Here is a 22,948-nt window from a genome sequence, read left to right as displayed (position 1 = left end):
TTATTCCGCATTCGTATTGGCATAATATTCTTGCAGCTGGTCGCGCAATTTCCGCTTCAAAAACTTGCCGACGCTCGTTTTCGGTATTTCATTCATAAAGACGATATCGTCCGGCAGCCACCATTTTGTAAACTGCGGCCGCAAAAAGTCATACAGCTCTTCTTTCGTGACTGTTTTTCCTTCTTTCAATACGACGCAGGCGATCGGACGCTCCTGCCATTTCGGATGCGGAACGGCGACGACCGCCGCCTCAAACACCGCTTCATGGGCCATAAGTGCGTTTTCCAAATCAACGGAAGAAATCCATTCCCCGCCGCTTTTGATCACATCTTTTGTCCGGTCGACGATTTTGACAAACCCTTCTTCATCGACGGTAACGACATCGCCCGTGTGCAGCCAGCCGTCATGGAACGCGTCTTTCGTACGTTCGTCATTGTAATATTCAGCGGCAATCCACGGTCCGCGCAAACATAGTTCGCCCATTTCTTTTCCGTCCCAGTTTACCTCGCCGTCTTTGCCGACGATTTTCATCTCCAGGCCTGGAGCGAGAATGCCCTGCTTCGCACGGAATTCGAGCTTTTCTTCATACGGCAGATCTTGCTGATAGCTTTTCAGACGCGATACTAACACAAGCGGACTTGTCTCGGTCATGCCATAGGCGTGAATAAACGGAATATGAAATTTCTCCTCGAACGCGCGGATGATTCCTTTTGGCGCTGCCGCACCACCGCAAATGACGCGCGTCAAGCTGCTTACATCGTAATTGCCTTTCTCCAATTCTTGCAGAAGCCCGAGCCAAATCGTTGGCACCCCCGCGGTGATCGTCACTCTTTCTGACTCGATTAATTGCGCCAGCACTTTCGGCGTAAACGCCGGCCCCGGCATGACGAGCGTCGCGCCGAACCATGTCGCGGCAAACGGAATTCCCCACGCATTAACGTGGAACATCGGCACGACTGGCATCGCGACATCGCGCTCGCAAAGCCCTTGCGTATCGGCAAGCCCGAGCGCCATGCTATGCAAGACGGTGCTGCGGTGCGTATATACGACGCCTTTTGGATTTCCTGTTGTCGCCGACGTATAGCACATTCCCGCCGGCTGATATTCATCCAAATCTTTTTTAAACGGGAATGTCGGGTCTCCTTGCTCCAATAGTTTTTCATAATGATAGGCAGGGGAAAGCGTCGTTTCCGGAAGCTCTTCTTCATCGGTCATAATGATAAACGCGCGCACATTCGGAATCTCGTCTTTCACCGCTTCAATAGCCGGAAGCAAATCGTCATCAATGAGCAGCACGCGGTCGTCGGCGTGGTTAATAATATAAGCGATATGCTGAGGCGAGAGACGGATGTTAATCGTATGCAGCACCGCGCCGATGCCCGGAATGGCAAAATACGCTTCCAAATGGCGGTGATGGTTCCAGGCAAACGTTCCGACGCGGTCGCCGACGGAAACGCCGAAATCAGCCAAAACGCTGGCAAGCCGTCTTGTCCGTTCGCCAATTTCCTTATATGTATGGCGGACGATACCGTTCTTCATGCGGGAAACGACTTGTTTCGTCGGGAAAAACATTTCCGCTCTTTCCAACATTGTTGAAATATTCAATTGCGTCTTCATCATTTCCTCATCACTCCTTATTTTGCAATGGATCCGCATGTTCATTCAATAATGGGGCTCTTTTCCGTTTTTGCAATATGTTTGGCTCGTAGCGGGTAGCCACTTCGATGCGCCCGTCTGTGATGTGGACCATCTTGCGGTAACGGTCATCTGCAAACAGCGTTTTCGCCTCATCCGTTTCGAGCACGGGCGCGAGGCAGCAATCGACCGTTTGACTAAACTCCAGCCACTCCTTCATCGTTTTCGACCGAAACAGGCTTACGATTTCTTGATAAACATGGTTGGTTTCGTCCGCCGGCGAATAATGATGCGCAATCCATTCCAGCTTGCCGACGGCGCGGCAAAAGTTTTCCCAAAAGTTCTTTTCCAAGGCGGCGATGCTGACGTAGCGGCCGTCCTTCGTCTCATACAGCTGGTAAGATACGATCGTGCCGGCAAGCTCGGCGATGCCGTCTTTTCTCCCTGTGTGATGCTCGATGGCAAAATGATTTGCCATCATCGACAGCAAGCCATCGACTAAGGAAAGGTCAATGTACGTCCCTTTTCCGGTCCGCTCGCGGTAAAACAAAGCGGCGAGAATTTGTTCGGCAACATGGATGCTCCCGATTAAATCGGCGAACGTAATCGTCGGATGGACAGGGCGGCCCTGTCTATCTTTTAGCTGCGCCAACACACCGGTAAGCGCCATATAATTTAGATCGTGGCTGCCGAAAGACGCATACCGGCTATGTTGGCCGAAGCCGCTGATCGAACAGTAGATGATTGTGTCATTCCACTCGCGCACATCGTCATATCCAAGCCCGAGACGTTTCATCACCCCCGGGCGGAAGCTTTCGATAAGAACATCGGCTTTAGAAACGAGATCTTTTGCTGTTTGCAGATCCCGTTCGTTTTTTAAGTTTAAAGCAATACTTTTTTTGCCCGCGTTGTTGGCATGAAATACGCATTCATCGGCAAGCGAGCGCATCCGGTCTCCGCCTGGCGGTTCGATTTTAATGACTTCAGCGCCTAAATCAGCGAGGCGAAGGCTGGCAAATGGACCGGGCAGGTAGTGGGAAAAATCGATGATCGTTACTCCGTTTAACACGCTGCCACCCTCTTTCTATAAATCTAAGTTTCTTGCAATGATCGTTTTCATCATTTCATTCGTCCCGGCGTAAATCGCGCTGACTGGAATGTCGCGGTAACGTCTGGCAATCTCGTATTCTTCCATATAGCCGTAGCCGCCATGAAGCTGCATGCTCTCGGCGGCGACCCGCTTCGCCATTTCCGTAATCCACCATTTCGCCATCGACACGTGTGTGACGACGTTTTTTCCTTGCATATGCTCCTCAATCACACGATCGACAAACGTCCGTCCGAGAGCGATTTCCGTCGCCATTTCGGCGAGGCGGAATTGGACGGTTTGAAACTCGCTAATGCGTTTTCCAAACGCCGACCGCTGCATGACATAATGCTTCGTCAGCTCAAACATCACTTCCGCCGCCGTCTGTGCGGCGATCGCCACCACCAGCCGCTCTTGCTGGAGCTTTTCCATCAAGTAGTAAAAGCCTTTTCCTTCTTCGCCAAGCAAGTTTTCTTTTGGCACTTTCGCGTCATTAAAAAACAATTCTGCCGTATCCTGCGCGTGCAGCCCGACTTTCTCGAGCTTGCGGCCGCGCGTAAACCCCGGCGTATCGCGCTCGACGACAAGCAAGCTGATGCCCCGGTGCGGCGGTTTGGCGTTCGGATCGGTTTTGCAGGCGACGACGATTAAATCGGCGTGAATGCCGTTTGTAATAAACGTTTTTTGCCCGTTGACGATATAGTAATCACCGTCTTTGACCGCCGTCGTCGAAATGCCGGCCAAATCCGATCCCGCTCCCGGTTCGGTCATCGCGATCGCGGTAATGATTTCGCCGGATACGCATTTTGGCAGCCACTTCCGCTTTTGCTCTTCCGTTCCGTAAGAGGCGAGGTACGGAACGACGATATCGTTATGCAAGCCGATGCCGACCATGCTTGATCCGACTTTTTCTAACTCTTCATTGATCACGACCGAATAAGCGAAATCGGCGTTAAAGCCACCGTACTGTTCATCGACCCATGGACATAGAAAGCCGTTTTCGCCCATTTTTGCCCAAAAGGAACGGGGAATGATCCCTCGTTTCTCCCATTCTTCATAGTATGGATATGCCTCTTTTTCTAAAAATTTGCGAAAGGCATCACGGAAAATGTGATGCTCTTCGCGCAAGTAGCGAGCTGTCATTGATCATCCCTCTTTTCCGCTTTTCGCCGCGTTTTTCATTTGTTCGCGAAGCAAAAATTTTTGAATTTTTCCGCTTGCATTGCGCGGCAGGGCGTCAACGAAGTAATAGGCGCGCGGCCGTTTGTAAGGGGCAAGACGGTCGCTGTTTTTGCAAAATTGCTCCAGTTCCTCTGCAGTCACATCCGGGTCTTTTTTGACGACAAACGCTACGACTTTTTCGCCCCACTTTTCATCCGGCTCGCCGACAACAGCAACATCAAGCACACCGCGGTGTTCGTACAGCACATCTTCCACTTCGCGCGGGTAGACATTTTCACCGCCGCTAATAATCATGTCATCGACGCGGTCGGCGACATACAGGTAGCCGTCTTCATCGATATAGCCTAAATCGCCGGAATGATACCATCCTTTATACATCGCCTTTTCCGTCGCTTCTTCGCGATTGTAATAGCCGACCATCATGCACGGCCCCCGCATAATGATCTCGCCGACTTCCCCCGGCGGCAGCACTTCATCCGGATCGGACGGACCGTCCTCCCGCGGCCTGACGACGCGAATTTCATGGTTTAGGCAGGCGCGGCCGGCCGAACCCGCTTTTGTCAACTGTTCATCTTCTAGCAAAAACGTCACCGCCGGTCCCATTTCTGTCATGCCGTACGCTTGAATCAGCTGGATGCCCAGCCGCTCTTGGCATTCTTTCACAAGAACCGGAGCCATCGGGGCGGCGCCGTACAATCCGAGACGGAGCGAGGATAAATCGTAATCGCTTACATTTTCCTGCAAAAGCATATTCCACATCGTTGGCGCGGCAAACAATAATGTAATGCGTTCCTGTTCGATCGTTTTTAAGGCAAGCTTCGGGTCAAAATGGTGAAGAATGACATTTGTCGCGCCGGCATGCACGCGCGGCAAAAAGCAGCAATGCAACTCCGCGCAATGGAACATTGGAGCGCTGACAAGCCCGCGGTCCGTATCGCGAATGCGCATGACCGCATTGCAAACCATGCTCTGTTCAATCATATCGCGATGACGGTGCATCACCCCTTTTGGTCGTCCGGTCGTACCGCTGGTGTACATCATCGCATAAATGTCATTTTCTGATACGTCAATCGAAGGAGCGGCTGCTTGCGCGTTGCTGACAAGCACGTGGTAGTTCGCAGCATACGATGGTGTATCGTCGTCAATATACCAAAACGAAATGTGTGGGAATTGATCATGGATGTCCGTTACTTGCGGCTCTACTGCTTTCTCGAACAAGACGACTTTTGGCATTGCGTCCTCAATAATGTAAGCGATTTCCTTTGACTTCAAACGAAAATTAATCGGGTTGAATACGGCGCCGATTTTCGCACAGGCAAAAAACGCCGTCCCAAGTTCAAGCGTATTGTACAAAACGGTGGATACCCGGTCTCCTTTTTGCACACCCGCTTCAAGCAGCGCGTTGGCAAGTCGGTTTACTTCTTTTTCCCATTGTTCATACGTATAGCGGCGTCCTTTCGCGATATCGACGACCGCTTCTTTTTTCGGAAATTTCCGCACCGTCTGGGAAAATACTTCCCCAATCGTCATGTACAAGCGCCATACCCCCTTTATTCCTTTAAAGTATCATTACTATAACTATCAAGGAGCGGAGGGCAATATGCAGAAATAAATAAATATACATATTATTCAAAATATTAAACCTCCGCTTCCCCTTGTTTACATATTCGACATATGCTCGCAAAATCCTTTCTATTGCACAAAAAAAGAAAAGGGTTTCCCCCTTTCTTTTTAGGAACTGATGACAAGATCGCGGTCGCGGATCACCATCAATTCCTTTTTATCATATCGCCCTTCATGCAGAAGACGCACCGCCTGTTTGCGAATCGCCTTTTCAATTAAGTTGCGCACATAGCGTCCGTTGCTGAACTTGCCGCGCTGGTTGCTTTCCAGAACTTCCTCAATATGATAGTATAATTTTCGCTCCGCTTCCGGCGTAAACTCATATTCCCGTTCCCGCAGCATCTGTTTTGCCATTTTCACCAGCTCATCGACCGTATAATCAGGAAACTCGATCGTTAACGGAAAACGAGACGGCAAGCCTGGATTTAATGATAAAAAATAATCCATCTCTTTCGGATAGCCCGCCAAAATGACGACTAAATCATCGCAATAGTCTTCCATTCCTTTGACAAGCGTATCAATCGCCTCTTTGCCGAAATCCTTTTCCCCGCCACGGGCAAGCGAGTATGCTTCATCAATAAACAAAATTCCGCCGCGCGCTTTTTTGATTAAGTCCCTCGTTTTATTCGCAGTATGTCCGATATATTCACCGACTAAATCGGCTCGTTCCGCCTCGATAAAATGCCCTTTGGAAAGCACGTTCATTTCAAAAAACAGTTTTCCTAACAAACGCGCCACCGTCGTTTTTCCCGTGCCCGGATTGCCTTTAAAAATCATATGGAGCGCTTGTCTATTCGACTTTAGGCCGTTTTCTTTGCGGACTTTGTTAATATAAAGCCACGCGTAAATTTCTTTAATGATTTTTTTCACATGATCAAGCCCGATCAGCTGATCGAGTTCTTTTTGAATATTTTTTAACGCCTGATGCTCTTCATAATTAATGAAATCATGCCGGTCCTCTTTCACTAGATGATTAATATTTTTCGAATTGAGCACAATGTTAATCTGCCCTTTTGCTTTGTTCATCGTCAATTCCGACAATGGGGTGTCACCTCACTTCACCATTTTCGTGGCTGCCTTTTTCATCGCTTCGTTCTTTATCAGTATACGTCTTTCACCGCCGATTCGTGACAATAGCCCAAGTAAAAGAAACAAGCAAGCATTGCAGTTTGGCAGGAATACAAGTTTGTATATTTTATTCAGCGCGACCGATTTTTACGCGTAAAAAAGTGCCCGCCTTTTTCGGACGGACACTTTCTGTTTCCATTCGTTATGTAAAACGTATTTATTCTGTTTCAAACTGGATGTTTTTTTCCGGGGCAAATGTCGAAATCGCATGCTTGTAAATGAGCTGCTGCTTTCCATGGACTTCCAGCAACACGGTAAAATTGTCAAACCCTTTTACGTAACCTTTCAGCTGATAACCATTTAGCAAAAATACGGTGACTTGTGTTCCATCTTTGCGCAATTGATTTAAAAACTGATCTTGAATGTTAATCGAGTTTTTCATAAAACGTCCTCCTCTTTTTCTCTCTAGCTAATTTTATATATTCGCTTCTAATTGAAGCTTTCCTGCTATGTATTGAAAAATTTCCTCTGTTTTCTCAGCAAACTTCGCTGCATCCGTCATATCAAACCATTGGACGGGCATTTGGTTGCGAAACCATGTCAGCTGCCGTTTCGCATAGCGGCGTGAGTTTTGCTTCATCTGTTCAATTGCTTCTTCTAAAGAAACGCGCCCATCAAAATAGTCATAAAGTTCTTTATAGCCAATCGCCTGCACAGATTGGCAATCGCGAATGCCGCGGTCATATAACGCTCTTGCTTCTTCTAGCAGCCCTTCGGCAAGCATTTGCTCGACCCGTTCGTTGATGCGGCGGTACAATTGTTCCCGCTCCATCGTCAGCCCGACGATGGCGGCATCGTAAACAAGTTGTTTCGTTTGTCCGCGTTGCCATTCCGTCATCGTCTTGCCTGTGCAATGATATATTTCTAGCGCGCGGATGACGCGGCGAAGATTATGCGGATGAATGCGCTCGGCGCTTTCCGGATCAATGGCTTTCAATTTTTCATGCAACGTTTCTTCTCCTTTTTCCTCAGCAATCTTTCGCAATTGGCGGCGATATGCTTCATCGGAAGGAGCAGCGGAAAATTGATAATCGTAAATGACCGATTGAATATATAGCCCAGTGCCGCCGACGATCATCGGCAAACGTCCACGCGCGGAAATTTCGTGAATATGCGAGCGGGCAAGCTGCTGAAATTCGACGACGGAAAACGATTCCCACGGTTCTTTAATGTCAAGCAAATGATGCGGAATCCCTTCCATCTCCTCCGGTTTAATTTTTGCCGTTCCGATGTCCATTCCTTTATAAATTTGCATGGAATCCCCGCTGATGATTTCCCCATTTAATCTTTTCGCTAAAGCGATGCTTAATTTCGTTTTCCCGACGGCGGTCGGCCCGATGATGACGACAAGCTTCTCTCCCATCGGCAGTTTCACTACTTTCTTTTTAGCAATATGTACATTTATTTATTATATCCAAATACGCAAAAATTTTGCATGTATTTTTATAAAAAAACCGAACGCCACTATGGACGTTCGTTACATATTGAATCGTTTTAAAAGTGATTGTACGTCTTCCGCCATTTTCGATAGGGAAGCAGCGGAAGCAGAAATTTCCTCCATGGAAGCAAGCTGTTCTTGCGTTGCCGCGGACACTTCTTGCGTTCCCGAAGCGGCGGATTCGGCAATTTGCGTCACTAGATGCATCGATTGCACCACTTGTTCAGCAGCCGCTGACATTTGTTGAACAGAAGCGGAAACGTCTTGAATTTGCGCCGCGACTTCATGGACAGCTGTTTGAATTTGTTGAAAAGCTTCTCCAGATGTACGGATGGCTCCAGTTCCAGTTTCTACTTCTTTTCGTACCGTCTCCATCGATTGAACAGCCTCATTTGTTTCCTTTTGAATCGTTGCAATTAACGAAGCAATCTGTTGTGCCGATTGTGCGGATTGTTCCGCCAATTTCCGTACTTCATCAGCCACCACAGCAAATCCTCGTCCATGCTCGCCTGCCCGCGCCGCTTCAATCGCCGCGTTCAACGCTAAAAGGTTCGTCTGTTCAGCAATTCCGCTAATCACTTCAGTAATTTTGCCGATTTGTTTGGAACGGTCTCCTAATCCTTTTACAATCTCAGCAAGTCGTTCCACCGTATTATTTACTGTATTCATTTGCGTGACAGCCGTTTGAATCGTCTTTCCGCCTTCCGATGCTTTTTCCGACGTTTGCATTGCAATCGTCGACACGTTTTGAGCGCGTTCGGAAATTTTCTGAATTCCGTCAGACATTTGATCGATCGTCTCTGAAGTTTCTTCTACGCTTTGCACTTGCTTTTCCACACCTGCAGCAACATTTTGAATCGTTAATGCAATTTGTTCCGTCGCCTTGCTCGTCTGTTCCGCACTTGCCGTCAATTGTTCGGAAGACGCCGCAACTTGTTCGGCATTCATCGCTACTTGCTCTAATACATCACGTAAATTTTTCGTCATTTGGTTAAAAGATGCCGCCAGTTCCCCGATTTCATCGCGGTTGCGAATCACAATTTCCTCCCCGGTCAAATCGCCGTCTGCAATTCGTTTTGCGGCTTCAGAAAGAATGATAAGCGGGCGAGAAAGAACGCGACTCATATAAATAGTAAGGATGTTGCCAATAGCGAGCGCAATGACTCCGATCATAATCATCCATACTTTAAGGGATGACGCTTCTGACGTTGCATCTTTATCAGCCTGATTCATATCTTTTTGCTGGATTTTCGTTAGCTGTCCTGCCGCTTCATCAAATTGTGAAGTAATATCTCTTCCTGTAGTTGTAATTAGCTGTGTATAAGCCTCGACATTATTTTCCTCTTTTAATTGAAACGCTTTTTGCCCAAGTTCGTAAAACTGCTGTTCTAGCTCATTCAATCGTGTTAACAACTCTTTTGTTTTCGTTTCTGTCAACGTTTTCTCCAGTTCATTGCTTAGCTTTTCAAATTCATCATGCGCTTTCGTAAAGTTTGTTAATGACGTTTGATCGCCGGTAAGCAAATAGCCGCGCATGCTTCCTTGCTCGCGTCGAACCAAAATTTCTAGCTGTTTAACATTGATAAGATTGGAAACATCGCCATTTAAAAGGCGCGTATAATTAGCATTAATAGTGGAAATCTCGTAATAAGCAATGCCAACAAGCGCGATTAACAACATATATACAGCGGCAAATACTGCATACAATTTTTTTCGGACTGTCATCTTCATCGTCTAATCCTCCCGTTTATAAACATCGTGCAGCACTCCATCTGCAAAAAAAGAGAAGGGAATAATCTTCCCTTCTTTATATCGGCATATAATGCCAAATATTTAGGCCATTTCTCCCGAACGAAGCAAATTTTTTTTCCTCTGTTCGGACTCATCCCGAATGAAAAACGAGGTTAATAGAGCCACAATGCTGCCGATAAAACCAAATAAAAAGAGATGATGGATGCCTGTCATAAAATCGGCCGCTTTCGTTAAAAAGGCACCCATAATCGTGACGCCAATGGCTGTGCCGATGTTGCGGCAAAACATAAAAAACGAAGTTGCTATTCCTTTTTCATGCGCATCGGCAAGCTGCTGCGAGCCAATCACACCGACAGTAGATGTTAATCCAAACGATAGTCCTTGAATGAACATGGAAAAAAAGACGTACAAAAATCCATGGCTTTCATTTAAAAGTGCAAGCGATATTCCAGAAAGCACAAGGAGAACGTTTCCGATAATCAATAAAATGCGATAGCCATAGCGTAAAATCCATTTTCCCGCCGGCACAGCGGCAATCATCCAACCAATCGACATGCCTAAAAGAGCGAGACCGCTCACAAACACTGTTTTATGCGCGATATTTTGCAAAAATAGCGGAATGTAGCTAGACGTGCCAAATAAAGCGACACAGCTGACAAATCCGTTAATGTTCATCCATTTTAACGTTTTATGCTGCACAAGCGTCAATGGAACAAGCGGAGACGTTTGCTTTTTTTCATATAAGTAAAAAATAACTAATAACAAAGCACCAATTCCGCCATACACCCACTGATTGCTTTCGACTACCGTCATCAATAGAAGCAGGCTGATCGCGGCCGCAAATAATACCGCTCCGATATAGTCAATCGACGTCCGCTTCGGTTCGTACACTTCTTTATATGGCAATAGCGTGAGTAAGGAAAGCAAGCAAATCGGGATATTAACATAAAAAATCCAGCGCCATGATGCATACTCGACAAATAACGCTCCTAAAAGCGGGGCGATAACGGCAGAAATTCCCCACATCGCCGTAAAAAACGCCTGAATTACTCCACGTTTTTCCACTGGAAATAAATCTCCAGCAATGATGGCCGGAAACGGCATCATAAATCCTGCACCAATTCCTTGGACAGCACGAAATAGGACAAGCTGAACCATATTTTGCGACATCCCACAAAGAAGAGAACCGATTAAAAATAAAATAATACCGAAGCTAAACACTTTCTTTCTCCCAAAAATATCGGAAAGTCTCCCGGCGATTGGAGAAAGAACGGTCGTTGTAATCATATAGGAAGCAAACGACCACGCATAAAGAGAAAACCCTCCGAGTTCTTTCGCAATGATCGGCATCGTCGTATTCATGATCGTCGTATCCATCGATGCCACGAGCATCGCGAGCACAATGCTTACCATTACGGATATTCTGCTATTCACTAGTCTACCCTCCTTTTTATTACCACGAGTAATTTATTTTACACGATATCAGCGTTTTCCTACAAAAAAAATGCTTTTTCTTTCCATACAAAGCAAATCCATTATCTTTCATGGATTTCATCATTCGCTCGTTTCCAAAAAAGCCATTGCGAAAAAACGAATATAAACAAAAAAACGAATGCCGGCAATACGCAGCATTCGCGTTTTCATTGCGAGAAACTTATTCCTTTCCGACCTGCACCTTGCCTTGCTGTGCAGCATGCATCGATGCAAGCCGATCGTTTGTCATGAAAAAGACGAACAGAAGCGTCAGCACTGCTGGGATTAAGCTCCACAAGAACGTATGCGCGATCGAAGAAGCTAACTCGGTCGTTATTTTTTCGAGTATAGGCGCCGGAATGTGCGCGCGTGCTTCCGGCGAAAGAATCGCACGAGGGTCATGAACGCTCATGGCTGGAACTCCGTTTTTCATTCCATGAAACGCTTCTTTTAATTGATTAGTAAACAAATTGCGTTGAATAATTCCGAAAATCGTAATGCCGATCGTCATGCCGAGCGATCGTAAAAATGAGTTCGTTGAACTGGCCGCGCCTCTTTCCGTTTCTGAGAAATGGTGGATGGCCGCCATTCCTAACACGGAAAATGAGGCCCCAACTCCTAAGCCTACGATAATCATATACCAAGTTACCGTGAAGCGGGACGTGTCCTCCGTAATCGTGCTAAGCAAAAACATGCCAATCACAAACACCGACATGAAAAGAATCATGACGTTCCGATAGCTTGTTTTTCCCGCTAAAAATCCGCCTAATTGCGCAGAGACGGTAGTCGCCAGCATCATCGGAAGCAAAATCAATCCGGAGTTCGTCGCGGTGCCGCCCGTTACTCCTTGAATAAAAATCGGAATGTAAACGGTGGCAACGATAAAGGTTGCTCCCGAGAAAAAGCCGATAAGGTTGCTCGCAGCATATAAACGCTTACGGAACATATGATACGACACAATCGGCTCTTGCGCTTTTGTCTCGACATAAAGAAACAATAAAAATAGCACGGCAAAAGCAGAAAATAAACTAATGATCACCGAAGAGTCCCATTCGTATTGATTGCCGCCGAGTTCAAGCGCAAACATCAAGCATACAATCGCCGGAACAAGCGTGATCACGCCAAGCCAGTCGATTTTTTGTTTGGCATGCTTCGGTGACTCGCGGTAAAAGAAAGCGATAAGCAAGAAAGCGATAATGCCGAGCGGAATATTAATATAAAACACCCAGCGCCACGTCAAATAGTCGGTAATATATGCTCCAAAGAGCGGACCGAAAATGCTCGACAACCCAAATACCGCTCCGAAAAGACCGCCCATTTTCCCACGCTGCTGTGGCGGAAAAATGTCAAACATAATCGTAAACGCAATCGGCACTAAGGCGCCGCCGCCAATCCCTTGAATCGCCCGAAAAACGCTGAGCTGCACAATATTTTGCGCGATTCCGCACAGCATCGAGCCAACTAAAAAGACCACCAATCCGAAGATAAAAAACCGCTTCCGTCCGTACATGTCGGAAAGCTTCCCGAAAATCGGCATCCCTGCCATTTCCGTCACCATATACGCGGACGTCACCCAAACAAACTTATCAAGTCCTCCTAAATCGGCGACAATCGTCGCCATCGCCGTCGCAACGATCGTATTGTCCATCGAAGCGACAAAAATGCCGATGAGCAGCCCGAGCACCACCCATTTAATGCTTCTTTCGTTCCTCATCACCTTTCTCTCCCTCTCTTACGATTGTTTTCTTTTTTCTTTCACGATCGCTTTTTCGTCTTGGTGAAAACTTGTGTGATATTCAACAAGATCAATGTTACAGCCTGGACCAATGATGATGCGGTCCCCTCTGACAATTTTGGCGTCGGTATGCTCTAAATAAATGTCATCCCCTTCAATCATTTCCGCTTTTAGCTTTGCCGATTCGCGTGTAAATCGCTTCAAAAAGTGAAGAATATTCAATGCTTTACTCCGTTTTACTTGAATCGTTTTCCCGCCAATTTCAGCGATGCGGCTGTCCGCAAAATGAAGATACAATTCAACCTGCTCCGCGTTTAAGATGTTCCCAATCTCTACCGCACCTTTGACAGAAAAAACGTCCGCCTCACAATCGCGGGATACTTTCATTTCTCCGTAACCGTGAATCGTTTCTCCTGTTACATCGCCATCTACATGGGCGGCGCCGCGGAGATGAAAATCGTATGCCAAGACATTTCCGCGTAGATTCATTTCCCCAAATAGCTTGATCGTTTCACCTTGAACATTTCCCCGTATGTTCGCTTGACCGAAGATGTGGAACGACTTCGCCTTGATGTTGCCGCTCACATCGGCATTTCCAAACACCTTGCAGCGGCCGCACCATAAATCACCGTTAATCGTTGCGTCCCCGCGAATCGTCACTTTATGAAACGTTCCTCCCGAAGTAAGAGCAGATCCGTTTACGGTTAAATGGCGCACATTATTTCCCACATTTCCTCCTCCTTCACACTTTTTTATAAGTACCGACTTTCGCTCCCGGATCGCACTGAAACTCATCTTGATACTCCACGACTTCAATGTCGCATCCAGGCCCGATCGTCACTCGATTGCCTCTGACTGCTTTTGCACTCGTGTGCTCTAAATAAATTTCATCTCCTTCGATGCTTTCAGCGGTCAAGCCAACAGGAAAGATCAGTTTCTTCAGCCATGTCCTTCCCGGTTGCTTGACTTCGATGCGCTCCCCGCCGATTTCTTTTGCTTGGCAATGTCCGAAAAGCTTTATTTGAATGGTCCCCGCATTTAATAAGCCACCGATGGAAAACTCCCCTCTCGCTTGAAATTGTTCCGCATCACAGTCTCCTTTAATGACTGCCTCTCCATGAATATGCACTTCGTCCGCCGATAAATTCCCGTCTACATTTGCACTCCCATGACAATCAAATTGTTTGCATTGTACACCTGCGCCAATTTGTGCCCTTCCATGAATTTTTACGTGTTCCGTTTTTAATGATCCCGTAATGCGGGCTTTCCCGGATATATGCGTCGCCTTCGCTTTCACGTTTCCTTCCATCGTCGCCGTCCCGTGAATCGCCATATCGTTGCAGTCGATATCTCCATGCACCTTACCGGTTCCAGAAATTTTAACCAAATTGTATAGACCACCCGAAGCACTTCCAGCGCCAGAGATAACTAAATCCTTCCTTTCCATCTGTTTATCCCTCCGACATCATCAGTTTTAATTGCTCTACACAAGTCGGCACATGAAGGCGAACAATGATTTTCGCCTTTTCTTCGACATAGACGTCATTTCCGCTTGCTACTAATAGACATATGGCTACTCCCATTTTCCGTAGGAAAAGCAATTCACAGCTCCGGCCTTGCAAGGCGGAATAATGTTTCTCGAATACGTCGAATACGCTTTTTCCTTCTTCCAAACTAATTTCCCCTGTTTGCAACAATTGATCAAGAATATAGAGCTGCAGCAGTTCGGTAAAGGAAAAAGTGTACTGCTCCCCTTTTTGTTCCATATACAATTGCAGCGCCATTTTCGAAACAATGTTACGTTTTATAATTTCGTCTCTATGGAGAGTAATCGCAGCAGGGTTCGGCGAAAACATATTTGCTAGTTCATCGAGCGACAGATCATCTTTCATCTGTTTAATTCTTTCGATTCTCGCTAGTATTTTTTCTTTTGGAAAAAACGTTTCTTGCCCCGTAAATGTCGATTTGCGAATAAACCATTCTTCGGGAATCAGCTTTTTCCGTTTCCACCGATAAAGTTGACCATAAGAGATCCCTGTTTGCTCGAGCAATTCTTTTTTCGAGATTAATTCCTCCATCATGCGCACCTCCTTGCTATATAATGTAACATAACAATGTTATGTTGTAAATCAAAAAAAAACAAACGGAATCTTAAGATTCCATTTGCTTTTTGCCGCGAACAATGGACTCGTTGACAAATAGTCAGCTTGTTTGGCCTTTTTCCAAATGCTGATCGCCAAAAAACACCCGTAAAATAAACTCGCGCGCTGGAACGTTTTTCTTTTCAAAGGCAAGCAGAAAATGATGCGGATCATATGGTACTTGGCGAAACGTTACATGGATAGCCGTATTATCGGTATGTAAAACTGCATACGGAGCGAGCGGTTTTGTATTGCACCCTAACGAACCGGGATTAATGTAAAGCCGTTTATCCGATCGAAAATGATGAAGAGGATGATGATGACCAAAACAAACGATATCACAATCCAAATTGCGATATAGCTCATCAAGTTTTTCCGCTGACGGCTGCCGATCAATCGGAAGAAAATTTTGATGATGGTCTAAATGATAATGGACAAATAGCAGCTTTTTTCCATCGTATTCCGCTTCCCGCTTTTTCGGCATTCGCGCTAAAAGCGAAACGAATGAAGGATCGAGATGCGAAGCGATCCACTCATGATGCTCCCGCTCTTCCCCGCTGCTTCCTGGCTCTTTCCCTTCCGCGATCCGCAAGATTGCTTCATCATGATTTCCCATCACATAAGAAACATCGTTCCGTTCCGACAAACATGCCAATACTTCATTCGTTTCATGTCCAATCCCTACTAAATCCCCTAAACAATAAATATGTTTAATATCTCCTTGCCGGTCGATATCATCTAGCACGGCTTTTAAAGCGGCATAATTGCCGTGGATATCGGTAATAATCGCTAGTTTTGCCATGGCGTCCTCCCCCGTAAGCAACATATGCTAAGAATAAACCACTCCTTTAACGTCTCAATTAACGTAATCCCCCTTCGTTTTTCTCGTTATAGTAATACATACTATATTTTACAATATACTCCTTTAGCTTCTAAGATCATTTTTGTCACGAGTGAAAAAAGTAAAGCTCAATCCCTTGATGGATAAGTAGTTCCGTTTTTGTGAAGAAAACCTTAAATCCATATAATGTCCACAGTAAAATCACATAGTAATCCACACAAAAAATCTGTCCTCAAGCTTTAAATTTTAACGTCACTATTCCACTACGCACTCGTTAGTTCAATAAGAAGGTCCTACTTCCAGCTAGCACATTTATTGCACCAATTTGGGTGTTTAACCATAAATATGAAGATGTAAGTTCCGATTTTCTAAAAAATGAGATAATTTTTTATCCTTACTATTTTTATCGAGTTAACAACTAGCAACATATTTTTAATTTGTTACACCAAATATATGCCGAAGAAATGGTATGTGCTATGAGCACTGAACTTTTCCATGAGTAGACAAGTGAACAGTCCGATCCGATCATTTCAGCGCAGAAAGGTTAAAGGATGGAATTGGTTATTCTAAATCCTATATTGAAAGGAATGATTGCATGTCAACCAAAAAACCTTTTGATTATATCGTGATTGGTGCTGGAACTGCCGGAGGGGTAATTGCCAAAGAATTAACGGATGACAAACGTACTTCTGTGCTCGTCCTTGAAGCAGGAACTAATCTGACGAACGAGCTAAGTAGTCCTTCTCGTGCAACATCAAGTGCTTTATCTACTGACAACAGATTTTCATTTAACATTCTTTCTAAAACACAGCCAACCATTAGCAGTCAGCTTAGATTAGCAAGTGGCAGAGCAATTGGGGGAAGCTCAGAACATAATGCAATGTATGCAGTACGTGGAAGTAGCAACCTTTATGATGAGTGGGCAAATCTCGTCGGATCTCAATGGAGTTACAACAATATCCGTTCTTTATTCAAAAAAAATGAAACCTATACAGGAAAGACACAAGAACCGGATGAACGGGGAACAAAAGGCCCTATTTTTGTTAGACAACAAATAATTCCTAAGCGTGGACTTACAACTATTTTAGCTAAAGCAACATCAGATGTTTTGGATATCCCAATTGTTGAAGATTATAATACAGGCATAAGAGATTGTACATTTTTCAAATCACAATTTCTGAACAAAGAGGTAGATGGAAAGTTTGTCCGTTCATCTACTGCAACCGGATATTTAAATAAAAATATTGTCACACAAGGAGATGAGTTCGATCCAGATGAGTTTGGGGTTGATGGGAGAAAATTGGTCATTTTAACAAAAACAACAGTCAATAAAATTCTATTTAAACAAAAAAGAGGAGTTAACATTGCCGTTGGTGTTGAGTTTGTCAGGAACGGGAGATCACAAAGAGCTTTTGCAAGAAAAGGAATCATTGTCTCTGCAGGTAATTTTTCTTCGGTCATTCTACAACGTTCGGGAATTGGGAGACCAGCTGATTTGGGTAAAGCAGGCATACGAACATTAGTAAAGAGCCCAAATGTTGGTTACAATTTCCAAACCCATTATGCTGTTGGAATGGGTGTAGAAGTAGAAACAACACGACTTCTAAAGGTAATGTCCGCTGATCCTGATCAGCCATTTACGCTCGGTGCTTTTAAAGGGGAAGACGGAGGAGGTCGCCGCCTTCAATTATTTGGACTCCCAACACCATCGTTTGTCCCTATTCAAGATGTAATTATTAATAATTGGGATTTTGATCCGAAAAAAACAAGTAATATAATGAGTATTGGAATTTTCGACCTTAACCCTAAAAGCAGAGGTACGATTATGGTGGCACATAGCGATCCTGAGGCTTATCCATCCGTTGACCTTAATCCGTTGGGAAATCCTGATGACTTAGATTTTATGGTGGATCAGTATATTCAGACTTTCAATATTATAAAGAGAGCTCGTAAACTAGATCCGGACGGCATTTATAAGGTTGTATACCCTCCTGAAAATATATTCCATTTAACTAATGAGGTAGAAAAGCGAAACCTGCTTGCTAATTATGTCAAGGCCTCTTATCATAATCTCGCTCATTTTGGTGGGCAATGTAGAATGGGTAGGAATATTCAAGAAGGAGTTGTTGATGGATTCCTGAATGTCTTTGGTACCAAAAACCTTAAAGTCGCTGATCTTTCCATCTGCCCTATTTTACCAGATGGTAACACTTCCATGCCTGCTCAGATGATCGGTTTAAATGCGGTACGATTTATTCGAGAGGATCCTTCCCCATATGTGGTGGATGATGAGGAATTTGAAGATAATGAATGATAAGAATTAAGAAAAGAAGCCCTTTCTGTTTTGGAAAGAACTTCTCTTCAGGCCGTTGAGAAAAACTATCTCAACGGCTGTTGACATAAGACTTGTTAGAGGAAATTAGTATCACAAAAAACCTCTTGTCGCCCAAGGGGGAATCTCCGATTTTACCGTTTATACATTGTTGATACATCAACATTTTTAGCTTCTGAAGAAGCCTGACAGCTGCATAAAAAAGTGGGAGTTTATGCAATGTCTTATCAAACTAACCTGCGCGTTTGTTTAATAAGACTATTATTATGATTTTATTATAGTTCCTTGATGGAAAAACATTTGCCATCTTCCATCTATAAATTTCCAAATTGAACTGCGCAAAGTATGTTGCATTCTTGTTTCATCTTTTACACGATATGTCGTTAACACGACATCTTCTGATAAAGGGTGTATATCAAAATCATAAAGAGTCATCTTCCTTACACTAAGGCCACCTTCACCAACACAATCCTTTTTATACCAAACATTCCCCGAACTTCCAAATTCGAAAAAATCGTCTGCAAGTAACTTTTCTAGTTCTGCTGGCGTTGTTCGAGTTTCAGGTTCTAGCAACCGTTTCTCTAATTGATATAAATGCTCTTTTAATGCAGATTGATTTTCCATTTTTACCCCCCTATTTTCTTGTTTAACAAAACTCCCCCTTAGCCAACTATGAAGCGGGCTTCACCGCAGATGACGGAAGTTCATTCGTTCTGCCATGGGAGTTCCATAACTTCTACTTAATTTTAACATAAATTCCCTTATTACCTCCCTATAAAAAATTATTTTCAACACTCTTATAAATAAAATCGCACACTAAATCTATGAGCGACAACAGCGATTGTCAATAAACGAAATAGGGTGCTAATCTTATTGTTAAAACGTGTGAAACTTTGCTTTAATAATAAAAAATCGAGTGTAAAATCTATGCGATTTTACACTCGATTGCTTTTCATAGATTAATTGATTACACGTACTGCTTTCACAAAACGTTCTTTCCAATAAGAAGAACCGATCGATGTATAAGAAACGCCTTTGGAAGTTGAAGCATTTAACATTTGGCCGTTACCCGCATAAATTCCGACGTGATTGATCACTCCATTGAAGTCTGTATCAAAGAAGATTAAATCTCCTTTTTGAAGCTGATTGAAAGAAACCGGCGTGCCAGCTTGTGATTGTGCTGTCGAACTGCGAGGTAAAGAAATTCCAGCTTCACCAAATACCCGCATAGTAAAGGATGAGCAATCAAATGCATCTGTGCGAGATGGGCTGGCACCATATAAATATTTCGCACCTAAATATTTTTCTCCAATTTGAATGACTCGATCAGCTAAAGAAGAATTCACAGCTTTTGTGCTATTTTCGGAAGAAACGGCAGATACCATTGAAACCGGGGAACGTTTAGAAACGTTTTGATTTGAAGATTGAACAGGAACTTTAATAGATTTTCCCGCTTGAATAAGATTAGGATTTGTAATTTCCGGATTTAAAGCGAGCAATGAACTAACTGTTGTATGAAACATTTTAGCGATGCCAGAAAGAGTATCTCTTTCTTTAACTATGTAATAACCATTAGCATCTGATTCCTTAGCAACAGGTTTAACAGGATCTGTAATCGCCCCAGACAAACGAATCGTTTGACCGTCCTTAATAAAATTTGGATTAGAAATTTCGGGATTCATCTTTAATAACGCATCAACAGTCGTATTAAATTGCTTTGCAATTTCACTTAAGGTGTCACCGGCTTTCACTACATATGTATCTTCTTTTTCGTTAACTTTTAATATTTGTCCAGGGAAAATAAAATCAGAAGTTAAATGATTCATTTGTTTTAATGTTTCTACAGTAGTGTTGTATTTTTTGGATATTTCCCAAAGCGTATCTCCTTTTTGAACGGTATAATTACTAGCGAAAGCAGTTTGGCCTGCTAATAAAGAACTGATAATTGTACCTGTAAGAATAAACGATTTTTTCATTTTGTGCCCCCCAAGGTGTATTCTTGATATTCATTTCCATTAACGTCAATCATTATATTTTAAAAAAATTACTAATCTATAACAAAAACAATAAGAAGTAGTTACAAATATATTACAGTTACATTACAGATTAAAAAATATTGCTTCGCTCGCAGTATCTTTTTTCACGTATTATTATTTTTGTATTTAATAGAAAATTTTATCATTTTAGCAAAAAAAAAAAAAAAAGACTTCCGCCTCTAAACGAAGTCATAATAAAATCAGCTTGTCGACAAAGTCGACAAGCTGAAATGAATACGTTGGAATTATTCATTGTTCACTCTTCATGAACAATTTCTCCTAATTGTACATATATTGTCATTGAAAGGAGGAAAAAGCATGGATAAATTTGTGTTCTTGTTCTTAGCTTGCATCCTTGCTGGTTTTGCACTAATAAACCTTCCTTTAGCCGGTTCACCTTTAGCTGGTATACAACCAATAACGTCCTTAATTGGGATTTTAGCTATTCTTGTTTTTTCATTAGTTCTCATATTCAAAGGAATATTGGCCCTCGTAGGTAAATAAATTTTATGGAGGTTTTGTCGACAAGCTAAAATCCCTCAGATTTATAGAATCTATGGAATTTTTGGATTGCTAACAAGAACTATTATGACTAAAACCCGGCATTCGGCCAAAATCCGCCGTCTACCGGGTTTTTAATGTTTGGGAAATCATCCCCGCTTGCAATCGAATATGAACTTCTACTTCTGAAGCCGATAAGGAACTGTGGAGACAATCACATTTTTCTTATATAGAAGGTGCAATCTCAACAAAACGCTCGATTGGTTATGCAAAATGTTATGCCAGCCCTTTTTGGGTATAAATTGAGGAATCAAAACCGTTACTGTATAGTTTCTTTCCTCTGCCTTGCTTTCAATGGTATCCACTAGCTTGGAAATTGGTGTGATCAGATCACGATAATGAGAAATGAGTGTAACAAGGCGAATATCCGGCCTCCACTTCTCCCACTTCTCTTCCATCCGGACCATGCTTTCCCGGTCAAATGCCACATATACCGCCAATACATAATCGCCAATGGCCTGGGCGTAATTTAAGGATTGCTCTACTACCTTTGTGATTCCCGCAACAGGTACAATGACGACATTTCCCTCTATTTTGTCTGGAATCTTATTGGGATTGACCCGCAGTTGTTCCGCCACCGCATCATAGTGCTTATGGATTTGATGAAAAATAAATACGATGATCGGAAGAAATACAAGCACAGACCATACTTGAGCAAATTTTGTAATAAAGAAAATGCACAGTACGGTTAGTGTTATGATCGCTCCCAGCAAGTTCGTAAGCAGCTTCGGGACCCACCCCGCTGGTTTTTCGCGCACCCATTTGACAATCATGCCTGTTTGGGACAACGTGAAAGGAATGAATACGCCAACCGCATACAAAGGAATGAGCTGTTCCGTTTGCCCTTTAAAAGCGATAATCAACAAAATGGAGGCAAAACCAAGCGTGATGATTCCGTTGGAATATCCTAAACGGTCACCGCGTATCAGATACATTCTTGGCATGTATTTATCGGATGCCATATTATAGGCCAGCAAAGGAAATGCAGAAAATCCCGTATTGGCCGCCAACACTAAAATAAGGGCAGTGGTTCCTTGGATAAAGTAATATATCACGCCTCTTCCAAACACCTCGGAAGCGAGCTGGGAAACAACCGTCTCTTCTGCTTTCGGAGCAATTCCATACCAGTATGCTAAAAAAGTGACTCCTGTAAATAAAACTGCGAGAATGAACCCCATCATCACTAACGTTTTGGCAGCATTTTTTGCCGCCGGCTCCTTAAAATTGGGAACGGCGTTGGAGATCGCTTCTACCCCTGTCAACGCAGAGCAGCCAGAGGCAAATGCCCGCAGCAACAAGAATAAGGTAATTCCAGGCACCGCAGTACCGATCGGTGTATGTAAAGTAGACGGTGCTTGTCCATTAATAATACGAAAAATCCCGACAATAATGAGAGTAACGAGCGCCAACACAAACAAATAAACGGGATAGGCCAAAACGGTAGCGGATTCGGTGACGCCTCTCAGATTAAGAATAGTGATCAACACAACCAGTGTGATAGCAATTCCAACTGTGTATGGATGTAAAGTGGGAAACGCCGATGTAATGGCATCTGTTCCCGCGGACACACTTACTGCCACGGTGAGAATATAGTCGACCAGTAAAGAGCCTCCGGCAATGAGACCCGGGTTTACACCCAAGTTCGTTTTAGAAACGACGTAAGCTCCGCCTCCATGCGGATAAGAGTAAATGATTTGGCGATACGATAAAATAAGTGCCACCAGTAGAATAAGAACGCCAATCGCAATAGGAATGGAATACCAAAATGCAATAGCTCCAATCGTTGCGAGAACCAGCAAAATCTGTTCCGTACCGTACGCAACCGAAGACAGAGCATCCGAAGATAAAACGGCTAATGCCTTTAATTTACTCAATTTTTGCTCTCCCAGTTCGGTTGATTTCAACGGTCTGCCGATTAAGAATCGTTTTAACGATGAAAACATATGTACACCACCAATATGCAGAATTTCAATAAAAAATATTA

19 protein-coding genes are annotated in these 22,948 nt (G+C 43.9%); 2 read left to right on the top strand and 17 right to left on the bottom strand.

Annotated features, from left to right (window positions below):
- From AC1WMD_RS14260 to AC1WMD_RS14195, 14 genes are all read right to left on the bottom strand, one after another.
- Entirely contained in the window at positions 1 to 1,620 is a 1,620-nt protein-coding gene (locus tag AC1WMD_RS14260) for a long-chain fatty acid--CoA ligase (RefSeq protein WP_494257710.1), read from the bottom strand.
- A gap of 7 nt (positions 1,621 to 1,627) precedes the next feature.
- Positions 1,628 to 2,704 carry a CaiB/BaiF CoA transferase family protein gene (locus AC1WMD_RS14255; RefSeq protein WP_494257709.1) on the bottom strand — a complete coding sequence of 359 codons (1,077 nt, stop codon included), beginning with the start codon at positions 2,702 to 2,704 and terminating at the stop codon, positions 1,628 to 1,630.
- Between the two features lie 15 nt (positions 2,705 to 2,719).
- Positions 2,720 to 3,865 (bottom strand): acyl-CoA dehydrogenase family protein, encoded by a 1,146-nt coding sequence (locus AC1WMD_RS14250; RefSeq protein WP_043904214.1) that lies wholly within the window; start codon positions 3,863 to 3,865, stop codon positions 2,720 to 2,722.
- Between the two features lie 3 nt (positions 3,866 to 3,868).
- A complete protein-coding gene (locus AC1WMD_RS14245) occupies positions 3,869 to 5,440 on the bottom strand; it encodes a fatty acid--CoA ligase (RefSeq protein ID WP_494257707.1) in 1,572 nt (523 codons plus the stop codon).
- 195 nt (positions 5,441 to 5,635) lie between these two features.
- Positions 5,636 to 6,568, bottom strand: a complete 933-nt coding sequence (spoVK, locus tag AC1WMD_RS14240) for a stage V sporulation protein K (RefSeq protein WP_043904212.1) — start codon at positions 6,566 to 6,568, stop codon at positions 5,636 to 5,638.
- Between the two features lie 244 nt (positions 6,569 to 6,812).
- Positions 6,813 to 7,037 (bottom strand): RNA chaperone Hfq, encoded by a 225-nt coding sequence (gene hfq / locus AC1WMD_RS14235; protein WP_043904211.1) that lies wholly within the window; start codon positions 7,035 to 7,037, stop codon positions 6,813 to 6,815.
- A 33-nt stretch (positions 7,038 to 7,070) separates the two neighbouring features.
- Positions 7,071 to 8,018 (bottom strand): tRNA (adenosine(37)-N6)-dimethylallyltransferase MiaA, encoded by a 948-nt coding sequence (miaA, locus tag AC1WMD_RS14230; RefSeq protein WP_043904210.1) that lies wholly within the window; start codon positions 8,016 to 8,018, stop codon positions 7,071 to 7,073.
- 114 nt (positions 8,019 to 8,132) lie between these two features.
- Positions 8,133 to 9,824 (bottom strand): methyl-accepting chemotaxis protein, encoded by a 1,692-nt coding sequence (locus AC1WMD_RS14225; RefSeq protein ID WP_494257704.1) that lies wholly within the window; start codon positions 9,822 to 9,824, stop codon positions 8,133 to 8,135.
- Positions 9,825 to 9,926: 102 nt separating this feature from the next.
- Positions 9,927 to 11,279 (bottom strand): MDR family MFS transporter, encoded by a 1,353-nt coding sequence (locus AC1WMD_RS14220; RefSeq protein WP_494257702.1) that lies wholly within the window; start codon positions 11,277 to 11,279, stop codon positions 9,927 to 9,929.
- A 220-nt stretch (positions 11,280 to 11,499) separates the two neighbouring features.
- The gene (locus AC1WMD_RS14215) at positions 11,500 to 13,032 is read right to left on the bottom strand and encodes an MDR family MFS transporter (RefSeq protein WP_494257701.1); all 1,533 of its coding nucleotides are present in this window, start codon (positions 13,030 to 13,032) and stop codon (positions 11,500 to 11,502) included.
- A gap of 18 nt (positions 13,033 to 13,050) precedes the next feature.
- Positions 13,051 to 13,782, bottom strand: coding sequence for a polymer-forming cytoskeletal protein (locus AC1WMD_RS14210; RefSeq protein WP_043904206.1), 732 nt, complete (start codon positions 13,780 to 13,782; stop codon positions 13,051 to 13,053).
- A gap of 13 nt (positions 13,783 to 13,795) precedes the next feature.
- On the bottom strand, positions 13,796 to 14,500 hold the full coding sequence (locus tag AC1WMD_RS14205; protein ID WP_494257699.1) for a polymer-forming cytoskeletal protein: 705 nt from the start codon (positions 14,498 to 14,500) through the stop codon (positions 13,796 to 13,798).
- 4 nt (positions 14,501 to 14,504) lie between these two features.
- Complete coding sequence (locus tag AC1WMD_RS14200) at positions 14,505 to 15,134, bottom strand: YhbD family protein (RefSeq protein WP_043904204.1); 630 nt, start codon at positions 15,132 to 15,134, stop codon at positions 14,505 to 14,507.
- Positions 15,135 to 15,255: 121 nt separating this feature from the next.
- On the bottom strand, positions 15,256 to 15,996 hold the full coding sequence (locus tag AC1WMD_RS14195; protein ID WP_494257698.1) for a metallophosphoesterase family protein: 741 nt from the start codon (positions 15,994 to 15,996) through the stop codon (positions 15,256 to 15,258).
- Positions 15,997 to 16,630: 634 nt separating this feature from the next.
- Here AC1WMD_RS14195 and AC1WMD_RS14190 point away from each other — a divergent pair.
- Positions 16,631 to 18,349: a GMC family oxidoreductase gene (locus tag AC1WMD_RS14190; protein WP_494257696.1), complete on the top strand. Its 1,719-nt coding sequence runs from the start codon at positions 16,631 to 16,633 to the stop codon at positions 18,347 to 18,349.
- A 282-nt stretch (positions 18,350 to 18,631) separates the two neighbouring features.
- Here AC1WMD_RS14190 and AC1WMD_RS14185 read toward each other — a convergent pair whose 3' ends face one another.
- The gene (locus AC1WMD_RS14185) at positions 18,632 to 18,991 is read right to left on the bottom strand and encodes a nuclear transport factor 2 family protein (protein WP_494257695.1); all 360 of its coding nucleotides are present in this window, start codon (positions 18,989 to 18,991) and stop codon (positions 18,632 to 18,634) included.
- A gap of 335 nt (positions 18,992 to 19,326) precedes the next feature.
- Positions 19,327 to 20,343 carry a C40 family peptidase gene (locus AC1WMD_RS14180; RefSeq protein ID WP_494257693.1) on the bottom strand — a complete coding sequence of 339 codons (1,017 nt, stop codon included), beginning with the start codon at positions 20,341 to 20,343 and terminating at the stop codon, positions 19,327 to 19,329.
- Between the two features lie 378 nt (positions 20,344 to 20,721).
- Between AC1WMD_RS14180 and AC1WMD_RS14175 the strand changes: the two genes are divergently transcribed.
- On the top strand, positions 20,722 to 20,907 hold the full coding sequence (locus AC1WMD_RS14175; RefSeq protein WP_043904200.1) for a hypothetical protein: 186 nt from the start codon (positions 20,722 to 20,724) through the stop codon (positions 20,905 to 20,907).
- A 176-nt stretch (positions 20,908 to 21,083) separates the two neighbouring features.
- Here AC1WMD_RS14175 and kimA read toward each other — a convergent pair whose 3' ends face one another.
- Positions 21,084 to 22,907, bottom strand: a complete 1,824-nt coding sequence (kimA, locus tag AC1WMD_RS14170; protein ID WP_494255957.1) for a potassium transporter KimA — start codon at positions 22,905 to 22,907, stop codon at positions 21,084 to 21,086.
- Positions 22,908 to 22,948: the final 41 nt, after the last annotated feature.

The sequence above is a fragment of the Parageobacillus sp. NEAU-HV-2 genome (genome assembly GCF_059115485.1).
The sequence above is the reverse complement of the archived record's forward strand: the minus strand, read 5'-3'. Positions and strand labels throughout refer to the sequence as shown.